This is a genomic window from Streptomyces alfalfae, from assembly GCF_004127445.1.
Taxonomy (GTDB): domain Bacteria; phylum Actinomycetota; class Actinomycetes; order Streptomycetales; family Streptomycetaceae; genus Streptomyces; species Streptomyces alfalfae.
This window is the reverse complement of record NZ_QEXM01000050.1, coordinates 38151-57905: the sequence shown is the minus strand read 5'-3', so window position 1 is coordinate 57905 and position 19755 is coordinate 38151. Positions and strand designations below refer to the sequence as shown.

Below are 19755 nucleotides of genomic sequence, written 5' to 3'. Positions count from 1 at the left end.
AGGAGGCGGCACCCCCCAGGGGGGTGCCGCCTCTTTCCCGTGCGTGCACCCCGGGGAGAAGGGGAGTCACTTTCCCCGTGCATGCGCGCCCCCTCGGGGGGCCACTTTCCTGCGCGCCCCCTCGGGGGGAGCCACTTTTCCCATGCGTGCCCGCTGGGGGGAGCCACCTTCCCCATGCGTGGGCCCGGGGGGGGAGCCACTTCAAACCCGTCCGGCGTTTGAGGACGAACACGGCGGAGCCGGTGACAACGGTGCCCGAAGCCACCCCGAGCCCGTCCGGCGCTCGAGGACGAACTCGGCGGAGCCGGTGATCGCGGGCGCGGAGCCAGGGAGCCGGAGAGCCCTCCGTCCGCTACAGCCGCTGCAAGATCGTCCCCGTAGCCACCGCACCCCCCGCACACATCGTGACCAGTGCGAACTCCTTGTCCCGCCGCTCAAGCTCATGCAGGGCCGTCGTGATGAGCCGCGCCCCGGTCGCCCCGACGGGGTGGCCGAGCGCGATCGCACCGCCGTTGACGTTCACCTTCTCCAGGTCCTGCCCGAAGACCTGCGCCCAGCTCAGCACCACCGAGGCGAACGCCTCGTTGACCTCCACGATGTCGATGTCCTTCAGGGACATCCCCGCCTTGCCGAGCACGGCCCGCGTCGCGTCGACCGGTCCGTCCAGGTGGAAGTGCGGGTCGGCGCCCACCAGCGCCTGCGCCACGATCCGCGCCCGCGGCTTCAGCTTGAGCGCCCGCGCCATCCGCTTGGACGCCCACATGAGGGCCGCCGCCCCGTCGGAGATCTGCGAGGAGTTGCCCGCCGTGTGCACGGCGGTCGGCATGACCGGCTTCAGACCGCCGAGCGCCTCCATCGTCGTGTCGCGCAGCCCCTCGTCCCGGTCGACGAGCCGCCACATGCCCTGCCCGGCGGCCTGCTCCTCCTCGGTGGTGGGCACCTGGACGGCGAACGTCTCGCGCTTGAAGCGCTCCTCCGACCACGCCTCGGCCGCCCGCTCCTGCGAGATGAGCCCGAGGGAGTCCACGTTCTCGCGGGTGAGCCCCCGCTTGCGGGCGATCCGCTCGGCGGCCTCGAACTGGTTGGGCAGGTCCACGTTCCACTCGTCGGGGAACGGCTTCCCGGGGCCGTGTTTGGACCCGGACCCCAGCGGCACCCGCGACATCGCCTCCACGCCGCAGCTGATCCCCACGTCGATGACCCCGGCGGCGACCATGTTGGCGACCATGTGGCTCGCCTGCTGCGAGGAGCCGCACTGGCAGTCCACCGTCGTCGCCGCCGTCTCGTACGGGAGCCCCATGGCGAGCCAGGCCGTGCGCGCCGGGTTCATCGACTGCTCCCCGGCGTGCGTCACCGTGCCGCCGACGATCTGCTCCACGCAGTCCGCGTGGATGCCGGTGCGGCCGAGGAGTTCTCGGTAGGTCTCCCCGAGCAGATAGGCGGGGTGGAGGTTGGCGAGCGCGCCCGCGCGCTTGCCGATGGGGGTGCGTACGGCTTCGACGATGACAGGTTCCGCGGCCATGGGGCTGGTCCTCTCCGTCCACGTCCCGCGAGCCGTCCCGGCGGCTCGCGGGTGTAACTAGTACGCGTTCTAGTTCTGTACAGCAGTCTGCTGAGCCGGACCCCGGCGCCGCAAGGGTCTTGCAAGCCACGCCGCGGGCCGGGCCGCCCCGGCGCACACCCACCGCCCGACAAGGACCCCCGTCATGGCCCTTGCCACTTGTAGAACCCGTTACTACCTTGCGAGCACATCTCCTGATGACCCGTCAGACCTGGAGTCGCCGATGCCCTGTCCAGCGCTGCCCGACGGGTTCGACCTCACCGATCCCGACCTGCTCCAAGCCCGCGTGCCGCTGCCGGAGTTCGCGACCCTGCGGCAGACGGACCCGGTGCGCTGGATCGCCCAGCCACTCCGCGTGTCCGGCTTCGACGACGCGGGGTACTGGGCCGTCACGCGGCACGAGGACGTCAAGCACGTCTCCACGCACCCGGAGCTGTTCTCCTCCTACCTCAACACCGCGATCATCCGCTTCAACGAGTCGATCAGCCGCGACGCGATCGACGCCCAGCGGCTGATCATGCTCAACATGGACCCGCCCGAGCACACCCGCGTACGGCAGATCGTGCAGCGCGGCTTCACGCCCCGCGCCATCCGCTCGCTGGAGGACGCGCTGCGCGCCCGCGCCCGCTCCGTCGTCGCGGCGGCGCTGGAGAACGCGGGCCCCGACGGCTCCTTCGACTTCGTCACGAACGTCGCCGTCGAGCTGCCGCTCCAGGCCATCGCCGAGCTGATCGGCGTCCCCCAGGGCGACCGCTCCAGGATCTTCGACTGGTCCAACAAGATGGCGGCCTACGACGACCCCGAGTACGCCGTCACCGCCGAGGCCGGCGCCGAGGCCGCGATGGAGCTCGTCTCCTACGCCATGAACCTCGCCACCGCCCGCAAGGAGTGCCCCGCCGACGACATCGTCAGCCGTCTGGTGGCGGCGGAGGACGAGGGCAACCTCTCCTCCGACGAGTTCGGCTTCTTCGTGATCCTGCTCGCGGTCGCCGGCAACGAGACCACCCGCAACGCCATCACCCACGGCATGCACGCCTTCCTCACCCACCCGGACCAGTGGGAGCTGTTCAAGCGCGAGCGCCCCGCGACCGCCGCGGAGGAGATCGTGCGCTGGGCGACCCCCGTGGTCTCCTTCCAGCGCACGGCGACGCAGGACACGGAGCTGGGCGGCGCGAAGATCAGGGCGGGCGACCGCGTCGGCGTCTTCTACTCCTCCGCCAACCACGACCCCGAGGTCTTCGAGGACCCCGGCGCCTTCGACATCACCCGCGACCCCAACCCCCACCTCGGCTTCGGCGGCGGAGGGCCGCACTTCTGCCTCGGCAAGTCCCTGGCCGTCCTGGAGATCAACCTCATCTTCGACGCGGTCGCCGACACAATGCCGGGACTGCGCCTGACGGGCGATCCGCGCAGGCTCCGGTCCGCCTGGCTGAACGGCGTGAAGGAGCTGCGGGTCAGCACCCGCTGACCGGCCGCCCCCGACCGGCCACTTCCGGCCGTCCCCCTTTACGGAACCAACGTTTCCGTTGCGTGCCGCGTCCTGGAAGGTGAACCTTGCCTTTCAGGACGACAGGACAGCGTCAGGACGTCAGGACGTCGAACGGAAACGGTGGCCGTGGTCTCTGCCGACTTCTCGCTCGCCCCGTCCGGCAGCGCGCCCAGCGAGCGGAACTCCTCGTTCCGTGGGTTCTGCCGCCGACACCGCGTCCCCCTGCTCGCCACCGCCCCCACCCTTCCCCTGTACGCGGTGTGGGCCGCGTTCCTCGCCACCGGCGGCGGTGACCTCGCGGCACAGGAGGCGTGGGCGCGGTTCGCCGCGGAGCACGGGACGGCCGCGTACAACCTCTTCTGGTACGGCGGCATGCACACCGCCAACTACAGCCTCATCTCGCCCTACCTGATGGCCGCGGCCGGTGTGAAGACCGTGACGGTGCTCTCCGGGATCGCGGGCGCCTGGCTGGTCGCCGCGCTCATCGAGCGCACCGGCGTCCGCAGGCCCCTGGGGCCCGCCGTGCTCGCCTCGCTCGGCATCTGGTGCAACGTCGCCTCCGGCCGCACGACGTTCGCGCTCGGCCTGGCCTTCGGCCTCGCGGCGTGCCTGGCGCTCGTACGGGAGCGGCGCGCGGCCGTGGCCGCCGGCTGCGCGACGCTCGCCACCATGGGCTCCCCCGTGGCGGGGCTCTTCCTGGTGGTGGCGGGCGCGGGCCACCTCCTCGTACGCGACTGGGTGCGCGCGGCGGCCCTGATCGCGCCGCCCTTCCTGGTGGTGGCGGCCACGACGCTGCTCTTCCCCTTCAGCGGCGAGCAGTTGATGCCCTCCGACCGGATCTACCCGCCGGTGTTCTTCGCTCTGGCCCTGGTCGTGGCGGCGCCGCGCGAGTGGCGCGTGCTGCGGTGGGGCGCGGCCGTCTACGCGGCCGGGACCGTCCTGACGTATCTCATCCCCTCCCCCATCGGCACGAACGTCGAGCGCCTCGCGGAGCTGGTCGGGCCCGCCGCGCTGCTCGCCGCCCTGCTCGCGCCGGGGCTCGGCCGGCCGCGGCGGGCCGTGCTCGCCGTGGCCCTGGTGCTCTCCTCGACGTGGGTCGTCCAGAAGACCCACGACGACCTGGCCGTCTCCACGAAGGTGCCCGCCTGGGCCGCCGACACCCAGGGCGTGGTGCGCGCGCTGGAGCGGCTGGGCGCCGACCGGACCCGCGTCGAGGTGGTCCCGGCCCGCAACCACCGCGAGGCCACCGCGCTCGCCCCGTACGTGAACATGGCGCGCGGCTGGAACCGCCAGCTCGACATCGAGCGCGGGCGCCTCTTCTACGACGGCACGTTCTCCGCGGCCACCTACCGCGCCTGGCTGGACCGGTGGGCCGTCGGGTACGTGGTGCTGCCCTCGGGCAAGCCGGACGGGTTCGCCGAGGACGAGGCGGCGCTGGTGGCGAGCGGCCCGAAGTGGCTGGACCCGGTGTGGCGGGACGCGCACTGGCAGATCTTCCGGGTGGAGGACCCGGTGCCGCTCGTCTCGCGCCCCGCGTCCGTCGTCCGCACCACCGGCTCCGACGTGGTGGTCCGCGTCCCCGAGCGGGGTTCGGTGACGGTCCGCCTGGTGTACTCGCCGTGGCTGCGGGCGCCCGGCGCCTGCCTCGACCGCCAGGGCGAGTTCACCCGCCTCTCGGTGCCCGGGCCCGGCACCTACCGGATCAGCTCGGGGTACGGTCCTCCGCCCGGTCGTCCGTCGGCGTGCCGCTGAGGGGCCGGCTCACCCGGGGCCCGGAGAGCAGGTGGGTCAGGCCGAAGCCCGCGCCGACCACGGCGGCGCCGCCCACCGCGTCGAGCACCCAGTGGTTGCCGGTCGCCACGATCGCGGAGAGCGTGAGCAGCGGGTGCAGCAGCCCGAGGGCCTTCAGCCACCACCGCGGCGCGAGGACCGCGATGACCAGGCCGCACCACAGGGACCAGCCGAAGTGCAGCGAGGGCATCGCCGCGTACTGGTTGGTGAGGTCGGTCAGCGTGCCGTAGTTCGGCTGGGTGAAGTCCTGCACGCCGTGCACCGTGTCGATGAAGCCGAGGTCCGGCATCAGGCGCGGCGGGGCGAGCGGGTAGGCCCAGAAGCCGACGAGGGCGAGGACCGTCGCGAAGCCCAGCGCGAAGCGGGCCCAGCGGTAGTCGGCGGGACGCCGCACGTACAGGACGGCGAGGACGCTGAGCGGCACCACGAAGTGGAACGACGTGTAGTAGAAGTCGAAGAACGCCTCCAGGCGGCCGCCCGTCGCCACCGCGTGGTTGACCCAGTGCTCGACGTCGATGTGCAGGAACTTCTCGATCGCGTGGATCTGCTCGCCGTGCTCCTCGGCCCTGGCCCGGCCCCCGGAGATGGTGCCGCCGGTCGCCGCGAGCCTGACCTGCTGGTACGCGGAGTAGCCGACGCGGATCAGGAGCAGTTCGAGGAGCAGGTTCGGGCGGGTGAGGACCCGCCGCCAGAACGGCACGAGCGGCACCCGGGACCAGCGGGCGGGCACGGCCTCGGCGTACTCCGTCGGGATCGGGCGGCGGTACTGCGGGTGCGCGCGGGGCAGGAACGGCACGACCGTGGCGGCGGCGAGCGCCGCGATCAGCACGATGTTGTCGCGGACCGGCTCGGTGACCGGCATGTTCGGCAGCATCATCGTGGCCGGCAGCGTGGAGACGAGGATGACGGCGACGGGCCACACGTACCGGTCGGACTGACGCCTGCCGACCCGGCCGACCACCGCGAAGAGCACCCAGAGCAGCTGGTGCCGCCAGGTCGTCGGCGACACCGCGACGACGACGCAGCCGGTGACGGCGACGGCGAGGAGGAGCTGCCCGTCCCGGGCGTAGCGCACCGCGCGGCGCAGGCCGAGGAAGGCGACGACCGCGCCCAGGGCCAGGAAGAGGGCGATCTCCACCGGCCCGGCGAGCCCGAGGCGGAGCAGCATGCCGTGCAGCGACTGGTTGGCGTCGGCGTCCGGGCTCGCGCCGAGGCCCGCTCCCGCGAGGTGGTGGAACCAGTACGTCCATGAGTCGTGCGGCATGGCGGCCCAGGCGAGCGCCGTGCAGGCGGCGAAGCCCGCCCCCGCGGACGCCGCGGCCTTCCGGCGCCCCGTGCACCAGAGCAGGGCGGCGAAGAGCAGCATGGTCGGCTGCAGCGCCGCGCCCACGCCGATCAGTGCGCCGCTGGTCCGCTCGCCGCGCACGGCGAAGAGGCCGAGGAGCACGAGCAGCACCGGGAGGATGCTGGTCTGGCCGAGGTGGAGGGCGTTGCGGACCGGCAGCGACACAATGAGCAGGCTGATCGCCACGGGGGCGGCGAGCAGCGCGGTGCGCCGGGAGACCGGCTGCGGCAGGGCACGGGCCGCGACCAGGCCGAGCGCGATCACCAGGCCGAGCGTGCCGAAGGTCCACACCCAGCCGAGCGCCTGCTCGCCCGAGCGGGCGAGCGGCTTGAGGACGAGACCGGCGAAGGGGGTGCCGGTGAATCTGTCCGCGTCGTAGAGGGAGCCCTTCACGTGGAGGACGCCCTCCGGCCCGATCCAGGTCTCCAGATCGGTGAGGCGTTCCCCCCGGGGAGTGCTCAGGACGGCGGCCACCTGCCGGATCGCCAGGACCGCCGCGACCAGCCAGAGGGCGGCACGAGCCGCTCCGATCCGCGCCCCGGGCCCACCGGGCCGCCCGGCTTCCAGGGCATTGCCCGGTCCCCTGTGCTCCACGTCCGCCACGCCCCGTCGGCCCTCCGTCCGAATCCGTCCCGCCTTCGGCTCTGTCTTCTGGGACGCGCGCAACCGCCGGTTCACCTGACGGCTATATCCGCTTTCTATCGGCTTTCTGATGATCTTGCCCGGCCAAAACGCGCGGGACCGCTGCTTACACGCCAGCCGATACGGTCACGGATCGTTACCCCGCAAAAGGAACCATCCGGGCCACACGGAGCGGTTCCTGGCCCGAGCCGCGACATAGATCACAGGGACAGCGCGTCCACACGGCCTAAAGAAAGGCCGTTTGACCTGCATAGGAGCAGTTTTGCGGCGCTATGCGGCCGAGCGGCCACCGAACGTAATGATGGTCAATGCACCTATGGTCGATTTCGGGCCGCCCGGGTTTCCGCGGGCGGCCCCGACCATGTCGTCGACCGAAAGCAGGCGAGCGAACCCTTGGCGAGTGCCACTCCCGTCGCCCTCCGGAAGCCCGAGCCCGCACCGGGGACCGTCCCCCGGCCCGCGGACCCCGCAGCCCCGGACGCCGCAGCAGGCGTCACCGTCACCGACCCCGCGATGGTCAAGCGCGCGGTGAAGGCGGCCGCCCTCGGCAACGCGATGGAGTGGTTCGACTTCGGCGTCTACAGCTACATCGCCGTCACCCTGGGCAAGGTCTTCTTCCCCTCGGGCAACCCGACGGCGCAGCTCCTGTCCACCTTCGGCGCCTTCGCCGCGGCCTTCCTGATCCGGCCGCTGGGCGGCATGGTCTTCGGACCGCTCGGCGACCGCGTGGGCCGCCAGAAGGTCCTGGCGCTGACCATGATCATGATGGCCGCGGGCACGTTCGCGATCGGCCTGATCCCGTCGTACGCGTCGATCGGCGTGGGCGCCCCCGTCCTGCTCCTCCTCGCCCGCCTGGTGCAGGGCTTCTCCACCGGCGGCGAGTACGCGGGCGCCGCGACCTTCATCGCGGAGTACGCCCCCGACAAGAAGCGGGGCTTCCTCGGGAGCTGGCTGGAGTTCGGCACACTGGCCGGCTACATCGGCGGCGCCGGTCTCGTCACCCTGATGACCGCGCTCCTCTCCTCCGACGACCTGCTCTCCTGGGGCTGGCGCATCCCGTTCCTGATCGCGGGCCCGATGGGCCTGATCGGCCTGTACCTGCGGATGCGCCTGGAGGAGACCCCGGCGTTCGCCGCCGAGCTGGAGAAGGCCCACAAGGACGAGCAGACCCGCTCGAAGGTCCGGCTGCGCGACATGGTCACCGGTCAGTGGAAGGCGCTGCTCCTGTGCATGGGCCTGGTCCTGGTCTTCAACGTCACGGACTACATGCTGCTCTCCTACATGCCCAGCTACCTCACCAGCGAGCTGGAGTACGACGAGACGCACGGCCTCCTCGTCATCCTGGGCGTCATGGCCCTGATGATGTGCGTCCAGCCGTTCATGGGCGCGCTGACGGACCGGGTGGGCCGCCGTCCGGTGATCGCCGCGGGCTGCGCGGGCTTCCTCGTCCTCTCGGTCCCCGCCCTCCTCCTGATCCGCGACGGCTCCCTGTGGGCGATCGGCCTCGGCCTCGGCGCCCTGGGTCTGCTCCTGGTCTGCTTCACGGCCTCGATGCCGTCCGCCCTCCCGGCCCTCTTCCCGACGAAGGTCCGCTACGGCTCGCTCTCCATCGGCTTCAACATCTCCGTCTCGATCTTCGGCGGCACGACTCCGCTGGTGGTGACGGCGCTGATCGGCGCGACGGGCGACAAGATGATGCCCGCGTACTACATGATGGCGGCGGCGGTCGTGGGCGGCATCGCGGTCTGGCACATGACGGAATCGGCCCGCAAACCACTGCCGGGCTCGCTGCCGGCGGTGGAACGCCAGGCCTGATCGGATTCACCCTTCCGGTGGGGAGAACCGGTGCCTCCGGTCGGCGGGCCGGTGCCTCCGGTGGGGAGAACCGGTGCCTCCAGTGGGCAAGGCCGCCCCTCCGGTGGGCAGAATCAGCGCCTGCGGTGGGCAGAGCCGGCGCCTCCGGCGGGCAGACCGGTGCCTCCGGTGCGCAAGACCAGCCCCTCCGGCTGGCAGAGCCGGTGCCTCCGGCCGGCAGAATCGGTGCCCCGGTGGGGGCAGCCCCTCCTACAGGCAGCGGCGGTGCGGGCAGAGCCAGTGTCTCCGGTGGCAAGATCGACCCCTCCGACGCAGAGCCGACGCCTCCGGTGGACAGACCGGTGCGTCCGGCAGGCAAGGTCGCCCCTCCCGTGGGCAAGGTCAGCCCCTCCGGCGGGCAGAAGCGGTGCCTCCGGTCGGCAGAGTCGGTGACCCCGGCGGGCAAAATCAGCCCCTCCGGCGCTTGAGGAGCGGGGTCGGGGGCGGAGCCCCGCTTCGGGAAGAGGCGGGCTCGGGGACCGCCGGTAGGCCACCCCGTCCTGCCGCGCGGAACTCGACAACGTCGTGCGTGGCGGCGCCGTCGCCGACCCTTCGAGCACCGACCCGAACGTGCGCGGCACCCGCGCAGCGCTCGAACTCATGGCGGAGCACCCGAAGCTGAGAGCGCCACCGCCGTGCAGACGGTGGGGAGCAAGGGGTACGACGGCTTCGCGCTGGCCCGCGTCCTGGACTGACGACCGCCCCCGCCCCTCGCGTCGGCCCTCAACCCTCGTGATAGAAACCGACGTTCACGCTCCGCGGCCCCGACCTGTCCTGGATGACCACCTCGCCCGAGCCGCCACGGCCGAGCGGTGCCACGCCTCCGTAGGCGAGAGGCCGTGCCGCTCCCCCGGAGACGACCCGGACCTCCGAGGCGGGGTCCGGATTCGAGCCGCGCACCCAGGCCACCGACCAGGTCCCGTCGGGGCCGCAGCGGAACTCCAGATGCGTACGGGACACGAACAGCCAGTCGTCGGGCGTCACCAGGCGGCAGACGCTCCGATCGCGCCCCACCCGCAGGACCGCACCCGGCTCGCTCGGCGCGTCGGCCATGAGCATGCCCGCGGTGGCACCCGCGTCCGCCCCGGACACGGAGGCCATCGTCAGCTCCAGCACGTAACCACGCTCCTTCAACTCGGTGCCGCGAGAGCGTGATTGCGGCTCACGCGCTGCCGCATCTTAGGTCGCGCCGCCCGGCGGACGCATCGCCTCCCTGGGACAATGACCCCATGACTGAGCGCAAGCCACCGGGAGTCGACTTCGAGTCCTGGATCGACAAGCAGATCCGCGAGGCGGAGGAGCGCGGAGACTTCGACGCGCTGCCGGGCAAGGGGAAGCCGCTGCCGGAGGGCCCCGATCCCACGTACGACGAGATGTGGTGGGTCAAGCGGAAGATGGCGAACGAGGGCCTCTCCTACCTCTCCCCCACCCTCGCCCTCCGCAAGGAGGCCGAGGACACGCTGGCCGCGGCGGTCGACGCGCCGTCCGAGCACATGGCACGCCGACTCGTGACCGAGCTGAACGACAAGATCCGCGTGGCGCTGCGGAATCCGCCGCCCGGCCCGCCGCTCGGACTCGTGCCGTACGACGTGGAGGAGCTGGCCCGGCAGTGGCGGGAGCGCCACCCGGCCTGAGCCCGCGCCCCTGAGAGGGGGCCCGCGCGGCGGGACGCCTTCGCGGGGGCCGTTTGACGGGCGGCTTCCGGGCAACTCGTCTGGGGGACAGTCGTCGAGGCGGCACGCCGAGTTCGCCCCGGCGCCTCAAGGCCCACCCCCCGGGAAGGCACCCATCCATGTCCACAGTCATGATCATCATCCTGATCGCGGTCGTCGTCGTCATCGCCGCCGCCGTGCTCGCCGTGCTGAACCGCGGGCGGCTGAGTGCGGGCGGCGGGCAGAGCCTCAAGCGCCGGTTCGGCCCCGAGTACGACCACGCGGTCGCACGCCACGACGGCGACACGAAAGCGGCCGAGCGCGAGCTCGGGGAGCGCGTGAAGCGCCACGGTGACCTGCGGACGCGGCCGTTGGAGCCCGCGGCCCGCGAGCAGTTCTCCGTCCGCTGGAACCTCGCCCAGGAGCGTTTCGTCGACTCCCCGCGCCAGGCCGTCGCCGAGGCGGACCACCTCATCTCCGAGCTGGCCGGCGCCCGCGGTTTCCCGGCCGACGGCCACTACGAGGAGCAGATCGACGCGCTGTCCGTGCACCACGCCCACCACGTCCACGGCTACCGCAGGGTGCACCGCGCGGCGCTCGCCACGACGGGCGTCGAGGAGACCGCGGCGGACACCGAGGAGATGCGCGCCGCCATGGTCGAGGCTCGGGCGCTCTTCGACGCCCTCATGGCCGAGGGCCACGGCCACCACTCCACCGCACGCTCCGGCAAGCACCTGACCGAGAAGCGCTCGACCGGCATCACCCGAAGGGGAGTACAGCATGGCTGACACCGCTCTGTTCCCGTCCGCTGAGCGCGACAAGCTGACCTTGCGCCTGCAGAACGCCGTCAATGGCTTCGTCGACGCCCCGCGCGGCGCGGTCGAGGAGGTCGACAGCGTCCTGGAGGACGCCATCGCCCGCCTCACGGACGCCCTGGCGGAACGCCGCCGCACCTTGCGCACGTCCTGGCAGTCGACCCCGGCCCGCGGCATGCGGGAGCCGGCGCCCGGCACTCAGGCCCCGACGCCCGGCACGGCGCCGGGCGAGGCCTCCGGCAGCGGCGTCGCGCCGGGCGGCGCCCCGGCCGTCGGGCTCACCCCCGACGGCACGGCGGCCCATGGCGACACCGCGGCCCCCGCGCACGGCGGTGCCGCGGGCGTGGCCCCCGGCGGCGCGCTGCCCACCGAGGGCGGCCACCACGCCGAGCCCGCGACCACCGACACCGAACAGCTCCGCCTGGCCCTGCGCGACTACCGCGAGACGGCCGAGCGCCTGCTGCGGCTCTGACGGCTCGCAGGACCCGCACGCGACGGACGCCCCCGGGGAAGGACCTCGGGGGCGTCCGTCGCGCGCCCTTACGGCAGGATGGGCCGCATGAGCATCGTGAAGATCAACGCCCTCACCGTCCCCGAGGAACAGCGCGAGATCCTGGAGAAGCGCTTCGCGTCCCGCGCGGGCGCCGTGGAGAACTCCGACGGCTTCGAGTGGTTCGAGCTGCTCCGGCCGGTCGAAGGCACGGACCAGTACCTCGTCTACACCCGCTGGCGCGACGAGGCGTCCTTCCAGGCATGGATGGAGGGGCCCATGAAGGTCGCGCACCAGGGCGGCGGCGAAGGCGGCGGCGAGCGGCCGAAGCCGGCTGCCTCCGGGTCCAACGTGTGGTCCTTCGAGGTCATCCAGCAGGCCGCGCCCAAGAGCTGAACCGGGCCACGCCCAAAGGCCGAGCCAGACCACTCCAAAGGGCTGAGCCAGGCCACACCCGGAGGCCGAGCGCGCCCGCGCCCTGGCTGAGCCAGACCACTCCAAGGAGCTGAGCACGGCCACGCCCGGAGGCTGAGCGGGCTCGCGCGCCGGAGGCTGATGCGGGCCACGCCCAATGGGCTGAGCCAGGCCACACCCGGAAGCTGAGCGGGCCCGCACGCCGGGGCTGGTGCGGGCCACGCCCCGAGGCCGGGCCGGGCCACACCCGGAGGCCGAGCGGGCCCGCACCCCCGGGGGCTGATGCAGGCCACACCGAAAGGGCTGATGCGGGCCACGCCCCGAGGCCGGGCCGGGCCGTCACGGCGGCGTTCCGCGGGCAATTCGCTTGCGGGGCGCCGCCGTCGTCGTCTGGGATCGTCGTCATGACCACCGCTGCCGCCCGTGACGCCGCCTACGCCTCCGCTTCCTGGACCGTCGCTCCCGAGCCGTATGACTCCCCTGTCGCCGCCGCGCTCTGGCGCGCGTACTACACCGAGGTCAGCGACCGCTGGTACCTGCTGCACGAGGGGCGGCCCACCGACCCCGCCGAGCTGGAGCGCGAGGTGGCCGCGGAGAGCGGGGCCGATCTCGCGCCGCCGGACGGGGCGCTGCTCGTCGCGCGGTACGGGGGCGAGCCCGGCGGCACGGCGGGGGTGCGACTGCTCGAACCGGGCCTCGCCGAGCTCAAGCGGGTCTTCGTGCGCGAGGAGCTGCGCGGGCTCGGCGGCGCTCCCGTGCTGCTCGCCGCCGCCGAGGACGCGGCCCGCGCGCTCGGCGCCGGGCGGATCGTCCTCGACACCCGAACCGATCTCGTGGAGGCCCGCGCGCTGTACAGGCGGCACGGGTACGAGGAGACCGAGCCGTACACCGCCCGTCCGTACGCCGAGCACTGGTACGGCAAGAAGCTCGGCTGAGGCGAGGCCGGGCCGGGGCGGGCCCGGCCCGGACTACGCCGCGCGGACCACCGTCGCACCGCTGTGGGGCCGCTCCGACTCCGAGCCGCACAGTTCGGCGCTGAGCATTTCCACCAGCCGGGCCAGGTCCGTCGGGCGGTCCGGGCCCCACCAGTCGCCGAGCAGCTCGGCCAGGGACTCCTGCCGGGCGGTCGCCAGCCTGCCCGCGGCCTCGCGTCCGCTGTCGGTCAGGAACATGTCCAGGCCGCGCCGTTCGGCCAGGTGCCGCTCCTCGACCTGGCGGGCCGCCGCCGTGATCACGGACAGCGGGACCGTGGTCCGCTCGGCGAGTACGCCGGGTTCGACCGAGCCGTGCCGGGCGATGCGCAGGAGCAGCCAGCTCGCCGCGGGCAGCAGGTCGTAGCCCGCGCGCTCCGTGATGCGCTCGTACACCTGCCTGCGGCCCTCGCGCGTGCCGAGCACGGAGAGGGCCCGCGCCACCTCGTCGTACGACGAACGCTCGACGGGGTTGCTGGCCAGCGTCTGCGTGGTGTCGGGCGCCGTGACCGAGCCCCGCAGCTTGTCCTCGCGCAGGAACCAGGCGAGGACGAAGGCGAGCAGGGCGACCGGCACCGCGTAGAGGAAGACGTCCGTGATCGAGGAGGCGTACGCGTGCAGGGCGTCGGGGCGCAGGGCGGCGGGGAGCCGCGCGATGCCGCGCGGGTCGGCCTCCAGGGCCGGCACGCTCGCGCCGGGCGGCAGTGGCTGTCCGGCGAGGGCGTCGGTCAGGTTGTCGCCGAGGCGGTTGGTGAAGATGGTGCCGAAGATCGCGACGCCGAAGGAGGCGCCGATCGACCGGAAGAAGGTCGCGCCGGAGGTCGCCACGCCGAGGTCCTGGTAGTCCACGGCGTTCTGCACGATGAGCACGAGCACCTGCATGACCAGGCCGAGGCCCAGGCCGAAGACGAAGAAGAAGGCGCTCATCACGCCCGTGCCGCTGTGCTCGTCCAGTTGGTGGAGGAGGAAGAGACCGAGCGCGGTGATCGCCGTGCCCGCCACGGGGAAGACCTTCCAGCGGCCGGTGCGGCTGACGATCTGCCCGGAGACCGTCGTCGACAGGAGCATGCCGATCACCATCGGCAGCATGTGCACGCCCGACATGGTCGGCGAGACCCCCTGGACGACCTGGAGGAACGTCGGCAGGTAGGTCATCGCCCCGAACATCGCGAAGCCCACGATGAAGCTGATGACCGCGGAGAGGGTGAAGGTGCGGACCCGGAACAGCTTCAGCGGCAGCACCGGTTCCGCGGCCCTGCGCTCCACGGCCACGAACACCGCGGCGAGCAGTACCCCCAGTACCGCGAGGCCGATGATCTGCGGGGACGCCCACGCCCAGGTCGTGCCGCCGAGGGAGGCGACGAGGACGAGGCAGGTGGCGACAGAGGCGATCAGGAAGGTGCCGAGGTAGTCGATGGTGTGCTTGGTGTCGCGGACCGGGATGTGCAGCGTGGTGGCGATGACGAGCAGGGCGACCACGCCGATGGGCAGGTTGACGTAGAAGACCCAGCGCCAGCTCAGGTGCTCGGTGAAGAGTCCGCCGAGCAGCGGTCCCAGCACGCTGGTCGCGCCGAAGACCGCGCCGAACAGGCCCTGGTACTTGCCGCGCTCACGCGGCGAGACCAGGTCGCCGACGATCGCCATGGAGAGCACCATGAGCCCGCCGCCGCCGAGGCCCTGGAGGGCGCGGAAACCGATGAGCTGGGGCATGTTCTGCGCCATGCCGCAGAGCGCGGAGCCGACCAGGAAGATGCCGATGGCGGTCTGGAACAGCTTCTTCCGGCCGTACTGGTCGCCGAGCTTGCCCCAGAGCGGCGTCGCCGCCGTCGCGGCCAGCATGTACGCGGTGACCACCCAGGACAGGTGGTCCATGCCGCCGAGTTCACTGACGATGGTCGGCAGGGCCGTGGAGACGATGGTCTGGTCGAGGGCGGCGAGCAGCATGCCGAGGAGCAGGGCCCCGATGGAGACCAGGACGCCGCTCGGAGGGTGCCCATTGCTCCCCCGACCGGGTACGGGGCCGGGCGGCGGCCCCGTGGGGCGGGCGCTGACGTCCTGCGTCATGGACACCTCCTGGGACTCCGGGCATGCCGTGGGGCCTCCCTTTCCATCGTGGTGCGTGTGACCGGTTATGGCCTGTTGAAGCCCGGTTCTGCATAATCTCCTGGGTTCCTTGGGGAGGGACACTCGCGGCGGGGAGGGGGAACGGCCGATGACGGGTCGGGACGAAGGAGAGCGGCGGGGCGGACAGCGGTGCCCCGAGTGCGGGATGACGCGCCCGCCGGACACGGCTCCGACCTGCGGCTGCGCCCGGCGCGCGACGGAGGCGGCCCGCCTCGCACGCTCCGCGGAGGCGGCGGCCGCCGAGGACTTCGACCCGATACGGATACGCCCGTTCGTGTCCTTGACGGACCCCGCCACCGAGAGGACGGGGGCAGAACCCCCGCCGAAGCCACCGGGCACGGCCGCGCCGGACCCGTCCGCGTCACCCGACGAAACCGGCCGGGCTCCGGCCGGGGGCTCGGGCGTGGGGGGAGCCGCGGGCACGGGCGAAGCTTCCGGAGCGGGGGGAGCCGCGGGCCAGGCGGAGGTCCCCGGCACGGGGGAAATCCCGGGCAGGGCGGAGGTCCTGGGCGTGGGGGGAGCCGCGGGCACGGAGGGAGCCCCGGGTACGGGGGGAGCCCAGGGCAGGGCGGAGGCCCCAGGTGTGGGGGGAGCCGCTGGCACGGGGGGAGCCCCGGGTACGGGGGAAGCCCCGGGTACAGCCGAGACCCCCGACACTGGGAACGCCCCCGGTACGGGGAGCGCCCCGGGTGCAGCGGCAGCCTTGGGCAGGGGGAACACCCCCGGCACAGCCGAAACCCCTGACACACGGAACACCCCCGGCACGAGGCACGCCCCCGGCATAGCGGCAACCTTCGGCAGAGGGAACACCCCTACAGCCGAAACCCCGGGCACACGGAACACCCCCGGCATGGCGGCAGCCTTGAGCGGAGGGAACGCGCCCGGCACAGCCGAAACCCCGGGCACACGGGCAGCTCCCGGCACGGTCGAAGCCCCGGCCGGCACGGCGGTCGTGTCCGGCCTCGCGGCCACGCGGCCCCTCGACGTACGGGAAGCACCGGGCACGGGGTACGCCCCGCGGCAGCGCCGTCGGCCCTACGCGCTGCTCGCCGTGGGCGGCGCCTTCGCCGCGGTCGTCGCCGCCGGTGTGCTGGCGACCGGCATGCTCTCCTCCGCCGCCGACCAGCCGGACCGTGACCGTGCGCTGCCCGCCGTGCCGACCCCGGCGCCCGCGGACCCGACGAAGCCCGTCCCGCCCCCGGCCAAGGCGTCCCCGCAGCCCTCGGCTGCGCCTTCCGCGCAGCCGCGCCTCGCCACTCCCCCGCCGTCGCCCACGCGCGCGTCCGAGTCGCCGTCGTCCTCGCCCCCGCCGCCCACGGCACGCGCCACCGGCTCGGTGGGCACGACGCCGCCCCCGCGCCACGAGCCGACCGTCCGCGCGTCCCTGGCCGAGGGAGACAAGGGGCCCGAGGTCGCGGAGTTGCAGGAGCGTCTGGCCCAGCTCCACCTGTACGCGGGCGAGCCGGACGGCGTGTACACCCGCCTGGTCAGCGACGCGGTGACCCGCTACCAGTGGGCCCGCGGCCTCACCGACGACCCCCGCGGCCAGTACGGCCGCGAGACGCGGCGCAGCCTGGAGGCGGAGACGCACCGCTGAAAGTCCCGCCGCCCCCGCTGCCCCGGCCGCCCCCGCTGCTCCGCGCTGCCCCCCCGGCCCCGGCGGAGAGTCCCGGCGCCCCGGAGGAACCCGCTCAGCCCCGGAGGAACCCGCTCAGCCGATGGTCAGCAGGATGCGCCCGTCCCCGGCGTCGGAGACCCGTACCCGCGTCAGGTCGTCGACGTGCACGGTCGGCCCGAACCGCGCGGCCCTCGTGCCGACGCCCACGACCCGCATGCCGGCCGCGAGGCCCGCGCGGATGCCCGCCTCGGAGTCCTCGAAGACCACGCAGTCGGCGGGGTCGAAGCCGAGCGCCGCCGCGCCCTTGAGGAACCCCTCGGGGTCGGGCTTGCTCGCGCCCACGCTCTCCGCGGTGACCCGCACCTCCGGCAGGTCCAGTCCCGCGGCGGCCATCCGCCCGGTGGACAGCGGCACGTCGGCCGAGGTCACGAGCGCGTGCGGCAGCCGGAGCCCGGCGAGCGCGGCCATGAAGGCGGGTGCGCCGGGCACGGGCACGACGCCCTCCATGTCGGCGGTCTCGGCGGCGAGCATCTCGCGGTTCTCGGCGTGGTTCTCCGCCATGGGCCGCTCCGGCAGCAGCACCGCCATGGACGCGTAGCCCTGCCGTCCGTGGACGACCTCGATGACCTCGTCGAAGTCGAGGCCGTGCCGCTCGGCCCAGCGCCGCCAGCAGCGCTCGACGACGGCGTCGGAGTTGACGAGGGTGCCGTCCATGTCGAGGAGGACGGCTCCGGTGGTCATTTCGAGGCCGGCGGGGGCGGCTGAGTCGGCGGACGTGGCCGTCATCGGTGAGCTCCAGAGCGCAGAGGGGACGTCCGCGCGCTCCGGCGGAAGGCCCCGGACGCACGGAGCGAGAATCAAGGCGGCCCCGCCCGCCGGTCAGGGAATACGGGCGGAGCCACTTTGTTCTCGCACGGTACAAAACATGGACGCCAAACGCCAACGTCGCAGGTCAAACCGACAGCGCCCAGCCGCAAGCCGCCCAAAAAGAACAGATGCGCGCCACGCACGGCGGCCACCCGGCTCAGGCGATGGCCTCGTACAGGCTCCACACGCCGAGCCCCAGCATCAGCAGTGCCGCGATCTTCGTGATCAGCGCCAGCGGCACCCGCCGCATCAGGGCCTTTCCGCCGACGATGCCGAGGCCCGCGACCGCCCAGAGCGCGAGGACGGCGCCGAGGCCGACGGAGAGCGGGTCGTCGTAGCGGGCGGCCAGGTTCGCGGTCATGATCTGCGTCAGATCGCCGAACTCCGCGACCAGGATGAGCATGAAGCCCGCCCCCGAGACCTTCCAGAAACTCTGGTTCTCGGGCTGCTTGACCTCCTCCTCGTCCCCGCCGCCCTTCATGAGCAGCATCGCCGCGCCGGCCAGGAAGAGGACGCCGGTCAGGGCGTGGACCAGTTGCTGCGGCAGCAGGGTCAGGACACTGCCGGCCGCGACGGCGAGCACCACGTGCACGGTGAAGGCCGCCGCCACTCCGGCGAAGACATAGGAGGCGCGGTAGCGCGTGCCGAGGACGAGCCCGGCGAGCGCCGTCTTGTCCGGCAGCTCGGCCAGGAAGACGACGCCGAAGACGAGCGCCGTCACGCTGATGCTGATCAAGGTTCCTCAATCGGTCGGGGCCGCCCCACCGAGAGTGTTCCACCGCTTCGCGTACGACACCTCGGCACGGCAGCACACGGATACGCACGCGGACGCGCACGTCATGCACTGCTTGCCGAAGGTCTCGCTGGCCTGCCCGTGACGGGCCTGCCTCCGGGCGCCGGCTCAGACGAGCTGAGCAGTATGTCGACGGTCCGGCGAAGAGCTACTCCCCTTCTGCGTCATCCATCGTACGGGACTCCCGGCCACCCCCGGCCAGGGCCTTTCCGCCCGACCCCCGCGTGACGCGGGTCACTCACACGGGTGTGTGCCATTGGGCCATTCGGGCGACTTGCCGCAAAAGGGGTCGACCGGGAGGCGAACACTCCCACCGAAACCCTTCGGAGGCCAGAAGGGGGCCACCCAGGGCGCGAGAGTGGTTCACAAAAGCGTACTTATACACGCAAACATCCGAGCATCGCGCCCGTTATCCGCCCATCCGCGCCCCGTTCACCACCTACTCGCGCCCTCACTCGCCGCCAACTCGCGCCCCACGACGCGCATATGACACCGTGCCAGGCCCTTGAACTCCGCCCCTGATTGACGCGACCCTGTCACCAGCTGCACACCCCGGGGCAACCCCGGCCCGCAAGCATGACCGCCCCACCGGTCAACCGCCCCCCACGCACAGGGAGTTCGCATGTCCGTTGTCTACGCGCGTCAACGCACGGCACTCAAGAACCCGACGGCCGCGGCCAAGCACCGCGTGGCCGCGCTCGGCGGCGCCGCGCTCCTGGCCACCGCCGCCACCCTCCTCACCGGCGCCCCCGCCCAGGCCGCTCCCCCGGCTCCGGTCAGCGCCGCCACCGCCCGCGCCTACCTCGGCGAGCTGACGGTCAAGGCGGAAGGTTCCTCCGACGGCTACAGCCGCGACAAGTTCCCGCACTGGAGCACGCAGTCCGGCGCGTGCAACACCCGCGAGGTCGTCCTCAAGCGCGACGGCACCGACGTCCAGCAGGACGCGAGCTGCGCCGCCACCTCCGGCACCTGGAAGTCCCCCTACGACGGCGGCACCTGGACCGCCGCGTCCGACGTCGACATCGACCACGTCGTGCCGCTCTCCGAGGCCTGGAAGTCCGGCGCGAACGGCTGGACCACCAGCCAGCGGGAAGGTTTCGCCAACGACCTGACCCGGCCCCAGCTCATCGCGGTCACCGACAACGTCAACCAGTCCAAGGGCGACCAGGACCCGGCGGAGTGGATGCCGCCGACCGAGTCGTACCACTGCTACTACGCCCGCATGTGGGTGGACGTGAAGCACCACTACAAGCTCAACGTGAACACCGAGGAGAAGGCCGCCCTGGCCTCGGTGCTCAACGGCTGCTGAACCGTCACCGCACCGTCACC

Annotated in this window: 16 protein-coding genes and 1 pseudogene; 11 read left to right on the top strand and 6 right to left on the bottom strand. The window is 72.8% G+C overall.

What is annotated here, in order from left to right:
• Window positions 1-352: 352 nt before the first annotated feature.
• Entirely contained in the window at window positions 353-1522 is a 1170-nt protein-coding gene (locus tag DCW30_RS31360; protein ID WP_062780201.1) for a steroid 3-ketoacyl-CoA thiolase, read from the bottom strand.
• Between the two features lie 262 nt (window positions 1523-1784).
• Between DCW30_RS31360 and DCW30_RS31355 the strand changes: the two genes are divergently transcribed.
• Window positions 1785-3029, top strand: coding sequence for a cytochrome P450 (locus DCW30_RS31355; RefSeq protein ID WP_076686577.1), 1245 nt, complete (start codon window positions 1785-1787; stop codon window positions 3027-3029).
• 141 nt (window positions 3030-3170) lie between these two features.
• Entirely contained in the window at window positions 3171-4802 is a 1632-nt protein-coding gene (locus DCW30_RS31350) for a DUF2029 domain-containing protein (protein WP_076686576.1), read from the top strand.
• Here DCW30_RS31350 and DCW30_RS31345 read toward each other — a convergent pair.
• Window positions 4753-6789, bottom strand: a complete 2037-nt coding sequence (locus tag DCW30_RS31345) for a bifunctional glycosyltransferase 87/phosphatase PAP2 family protein (protein ID WP_079250156.1) — start codon at window positions 6787-6789, stop codon at window positions 4753-4755. The two genes, DCW30_RS31350 and DCW30_RS31345, sit on opposite strands and share 50 nt — an antisense overlap.
• A gap of 432 nt (window positions 6790-7221) precedes the next feature.
• Here DCW30_RS31345 and proP point away from each other — a divergent pair, with 432 nt between their 5' ends.
• Window positions 7222-8643: a glycine betaine/L-proline transporter ProP gene (proP, locus tag DCW30_RS31340; protein ID WP_076686575.1), complete on the top strand. Its 1422-nt coding sequence runs from the start codon at window positions 7222-7224 to the stop codon at window positions 8641-8643.
• A 552-nt stretch (window positions 8644-9195) separates the two neighbouring features.
• A pseudogene (locus DCW30_RS37715) lies at window positions 9196-9377 on the top strand (methyltransferase); the annotation flags it as partial.
• Between the two features lie 28 nt (window positions 9378-9405).
• Here DCW30_RS37715 and DCW30_RS31330 read toward each other — a convergent pair.
• Window positions 9406-9798: an FHA domain-containing protein gene (locus DCW30_RS31330; protein WP_076686574.1), complete on the bottom strand. Its 393-nt coding sequence runs from the start codon at window positions 9796-9798 to the stop codon at window positions 9406-9408.
• A 113-nt stretch (window positions 9799-9911) separates the two neighbouring features.
• Here DCW30_RS31330 and DCW30_RS31325 point away from each other — a divergent pair, with 113 nt between their 5' ends.
• From DCW30_RS31325 to DCW30_RS31305, 5 genes are all read left to right on the top strand, one after another.
• Window positions 9912-10316, top strand: a complete 405-nt coding sequence (locus DCW30_RS31325) for a DnaJ family domain-containing protein (protein WP_062780208.1) — start codon at window positions 9912-9914, stop codon at window positions 10314-10316.
• Window positions 10317-10474: 158 nt separating this feature from the next.
• Window positions 10475-11122, top strand: a complete 648-nt coding sequence (locus DCW30_RS31320; protein ID WP_076686573.1) for a hypothetical protein — start codon at window positions 10475-10477, stop codon at window positions 11120-11122.
• On the top strand, window positions 11115-11621 hold the full coding sequence (locus tag DCW30_RS31315; RefSeq protein ID WP_076686572.1) for a hypothetical protein: 507 nt from the start codon (window positions 11115-11117) through the stop codon (window positions 11619-11621). The genes DCW30_RS31320 and DCW30_RS31315 overlap by 8 nt, the downstream gene beginning before the upstream one ends.
• Before the next feature lie 87 nt (window positions 11622-11708).
• A complete protein-coding gene (locus tag DCW30_RS31310; protein ID WP_076689378.1) occupies window positions 11709-12035 on the top strand; it encodes an antibiotic biosynthesis monooxygenase family protein in 327 nt (108 codons plus the stop codon).
• A gap of 422 nt (window positions 12036-12457) precedes the next feature.
• Window positions 12458-12988, top strand: coding sequence for a GNAT family N-acetyltransferase (locus tag DCW30_RS31305; RefSeq protein WP_076686571.1), 531 nt, complete (start codon window positions 12458-12460; stop codon window positions 12986-12988).
• A 33-nt stretch (window positions 12989-13021) separates the two neighbouring features.
• On the opposite strand, the gene DCW30_RS31300 is transcribed toward DCW30_RS31305, so the two are convergent.
• Entirely contained in the window at window positions 13022-15088 is a 2067-nt protein-coding gene (locus DCW30_RS31300; protein WP_076686570.1) for a DHA2 family efflux MFS transporter permease subunit, read from the bottom strand.
• A 922-nt stretch (window positions 15089-16010) separates the two neighbouring features.
• On the opposite strand from DCW30_RS31300, the gene DCW30_RS31295 reads away from it, so the two are divergent.
• Window positions 16011-16745, top strand: a complete 735-nt coding sequence (locus tag DCW30_RS31295; RefSeq protein ID WP_123985624.1) for a peptidoglycan-binding domain-containing protein — start codon at window positions 16011-16013, stop codon at window positions 16743-16745.
• A 114-nt stretch (window positions 16746-16859) separates the two neighbouring features.
• On the opposite strand, the gene DCW30_RS31290 is transcribed toward DCW30_RS31295, so the two are convergent.
• Window positions 16860-17552: an HAD-IA family hydrolase gene (locus tag DCW30_RS31290; RefSeq protein WP_076686568.1), complete on the bottom strand. Its 693-nt coding sequence runs from the start codon at window positions 17550-17552 to the stop codon at window positions 16860-16862.
• A 238-nt stretch (window positions 17553-17790) separates the two neighbouring features.
• Window positions 17791-18369 (bottom strand): TMEM165/GDT1 family protein, encoded by a 579-nt coding sequence (locus tag DCW30_RS31285; RefSeq protein WP_062769596.1) that lies wholly within the window; start codon window positions 18367-18369, stop codon window positions 17791-17793.
• Between the two features lie 679 nt (window positions 18370-19048).
• On the opposite strand from DCW30_RS31285, the gene DCW30_RS31280 reads away from it, so the two are divergent.
• The gene (locus DCW30_RS31280; protein WP_076686567.1) at window positions 19049-19735 is read left to right on the top strand and encodes an HNH endonuclease family protein; all 687 of its coding nucleotides are present in this window, start codon (window positions 19049-19051) and stop codon (window positions 19733-19735) included.
• Window positions 19736-19755: the final 20 nt, after the last annotated feature.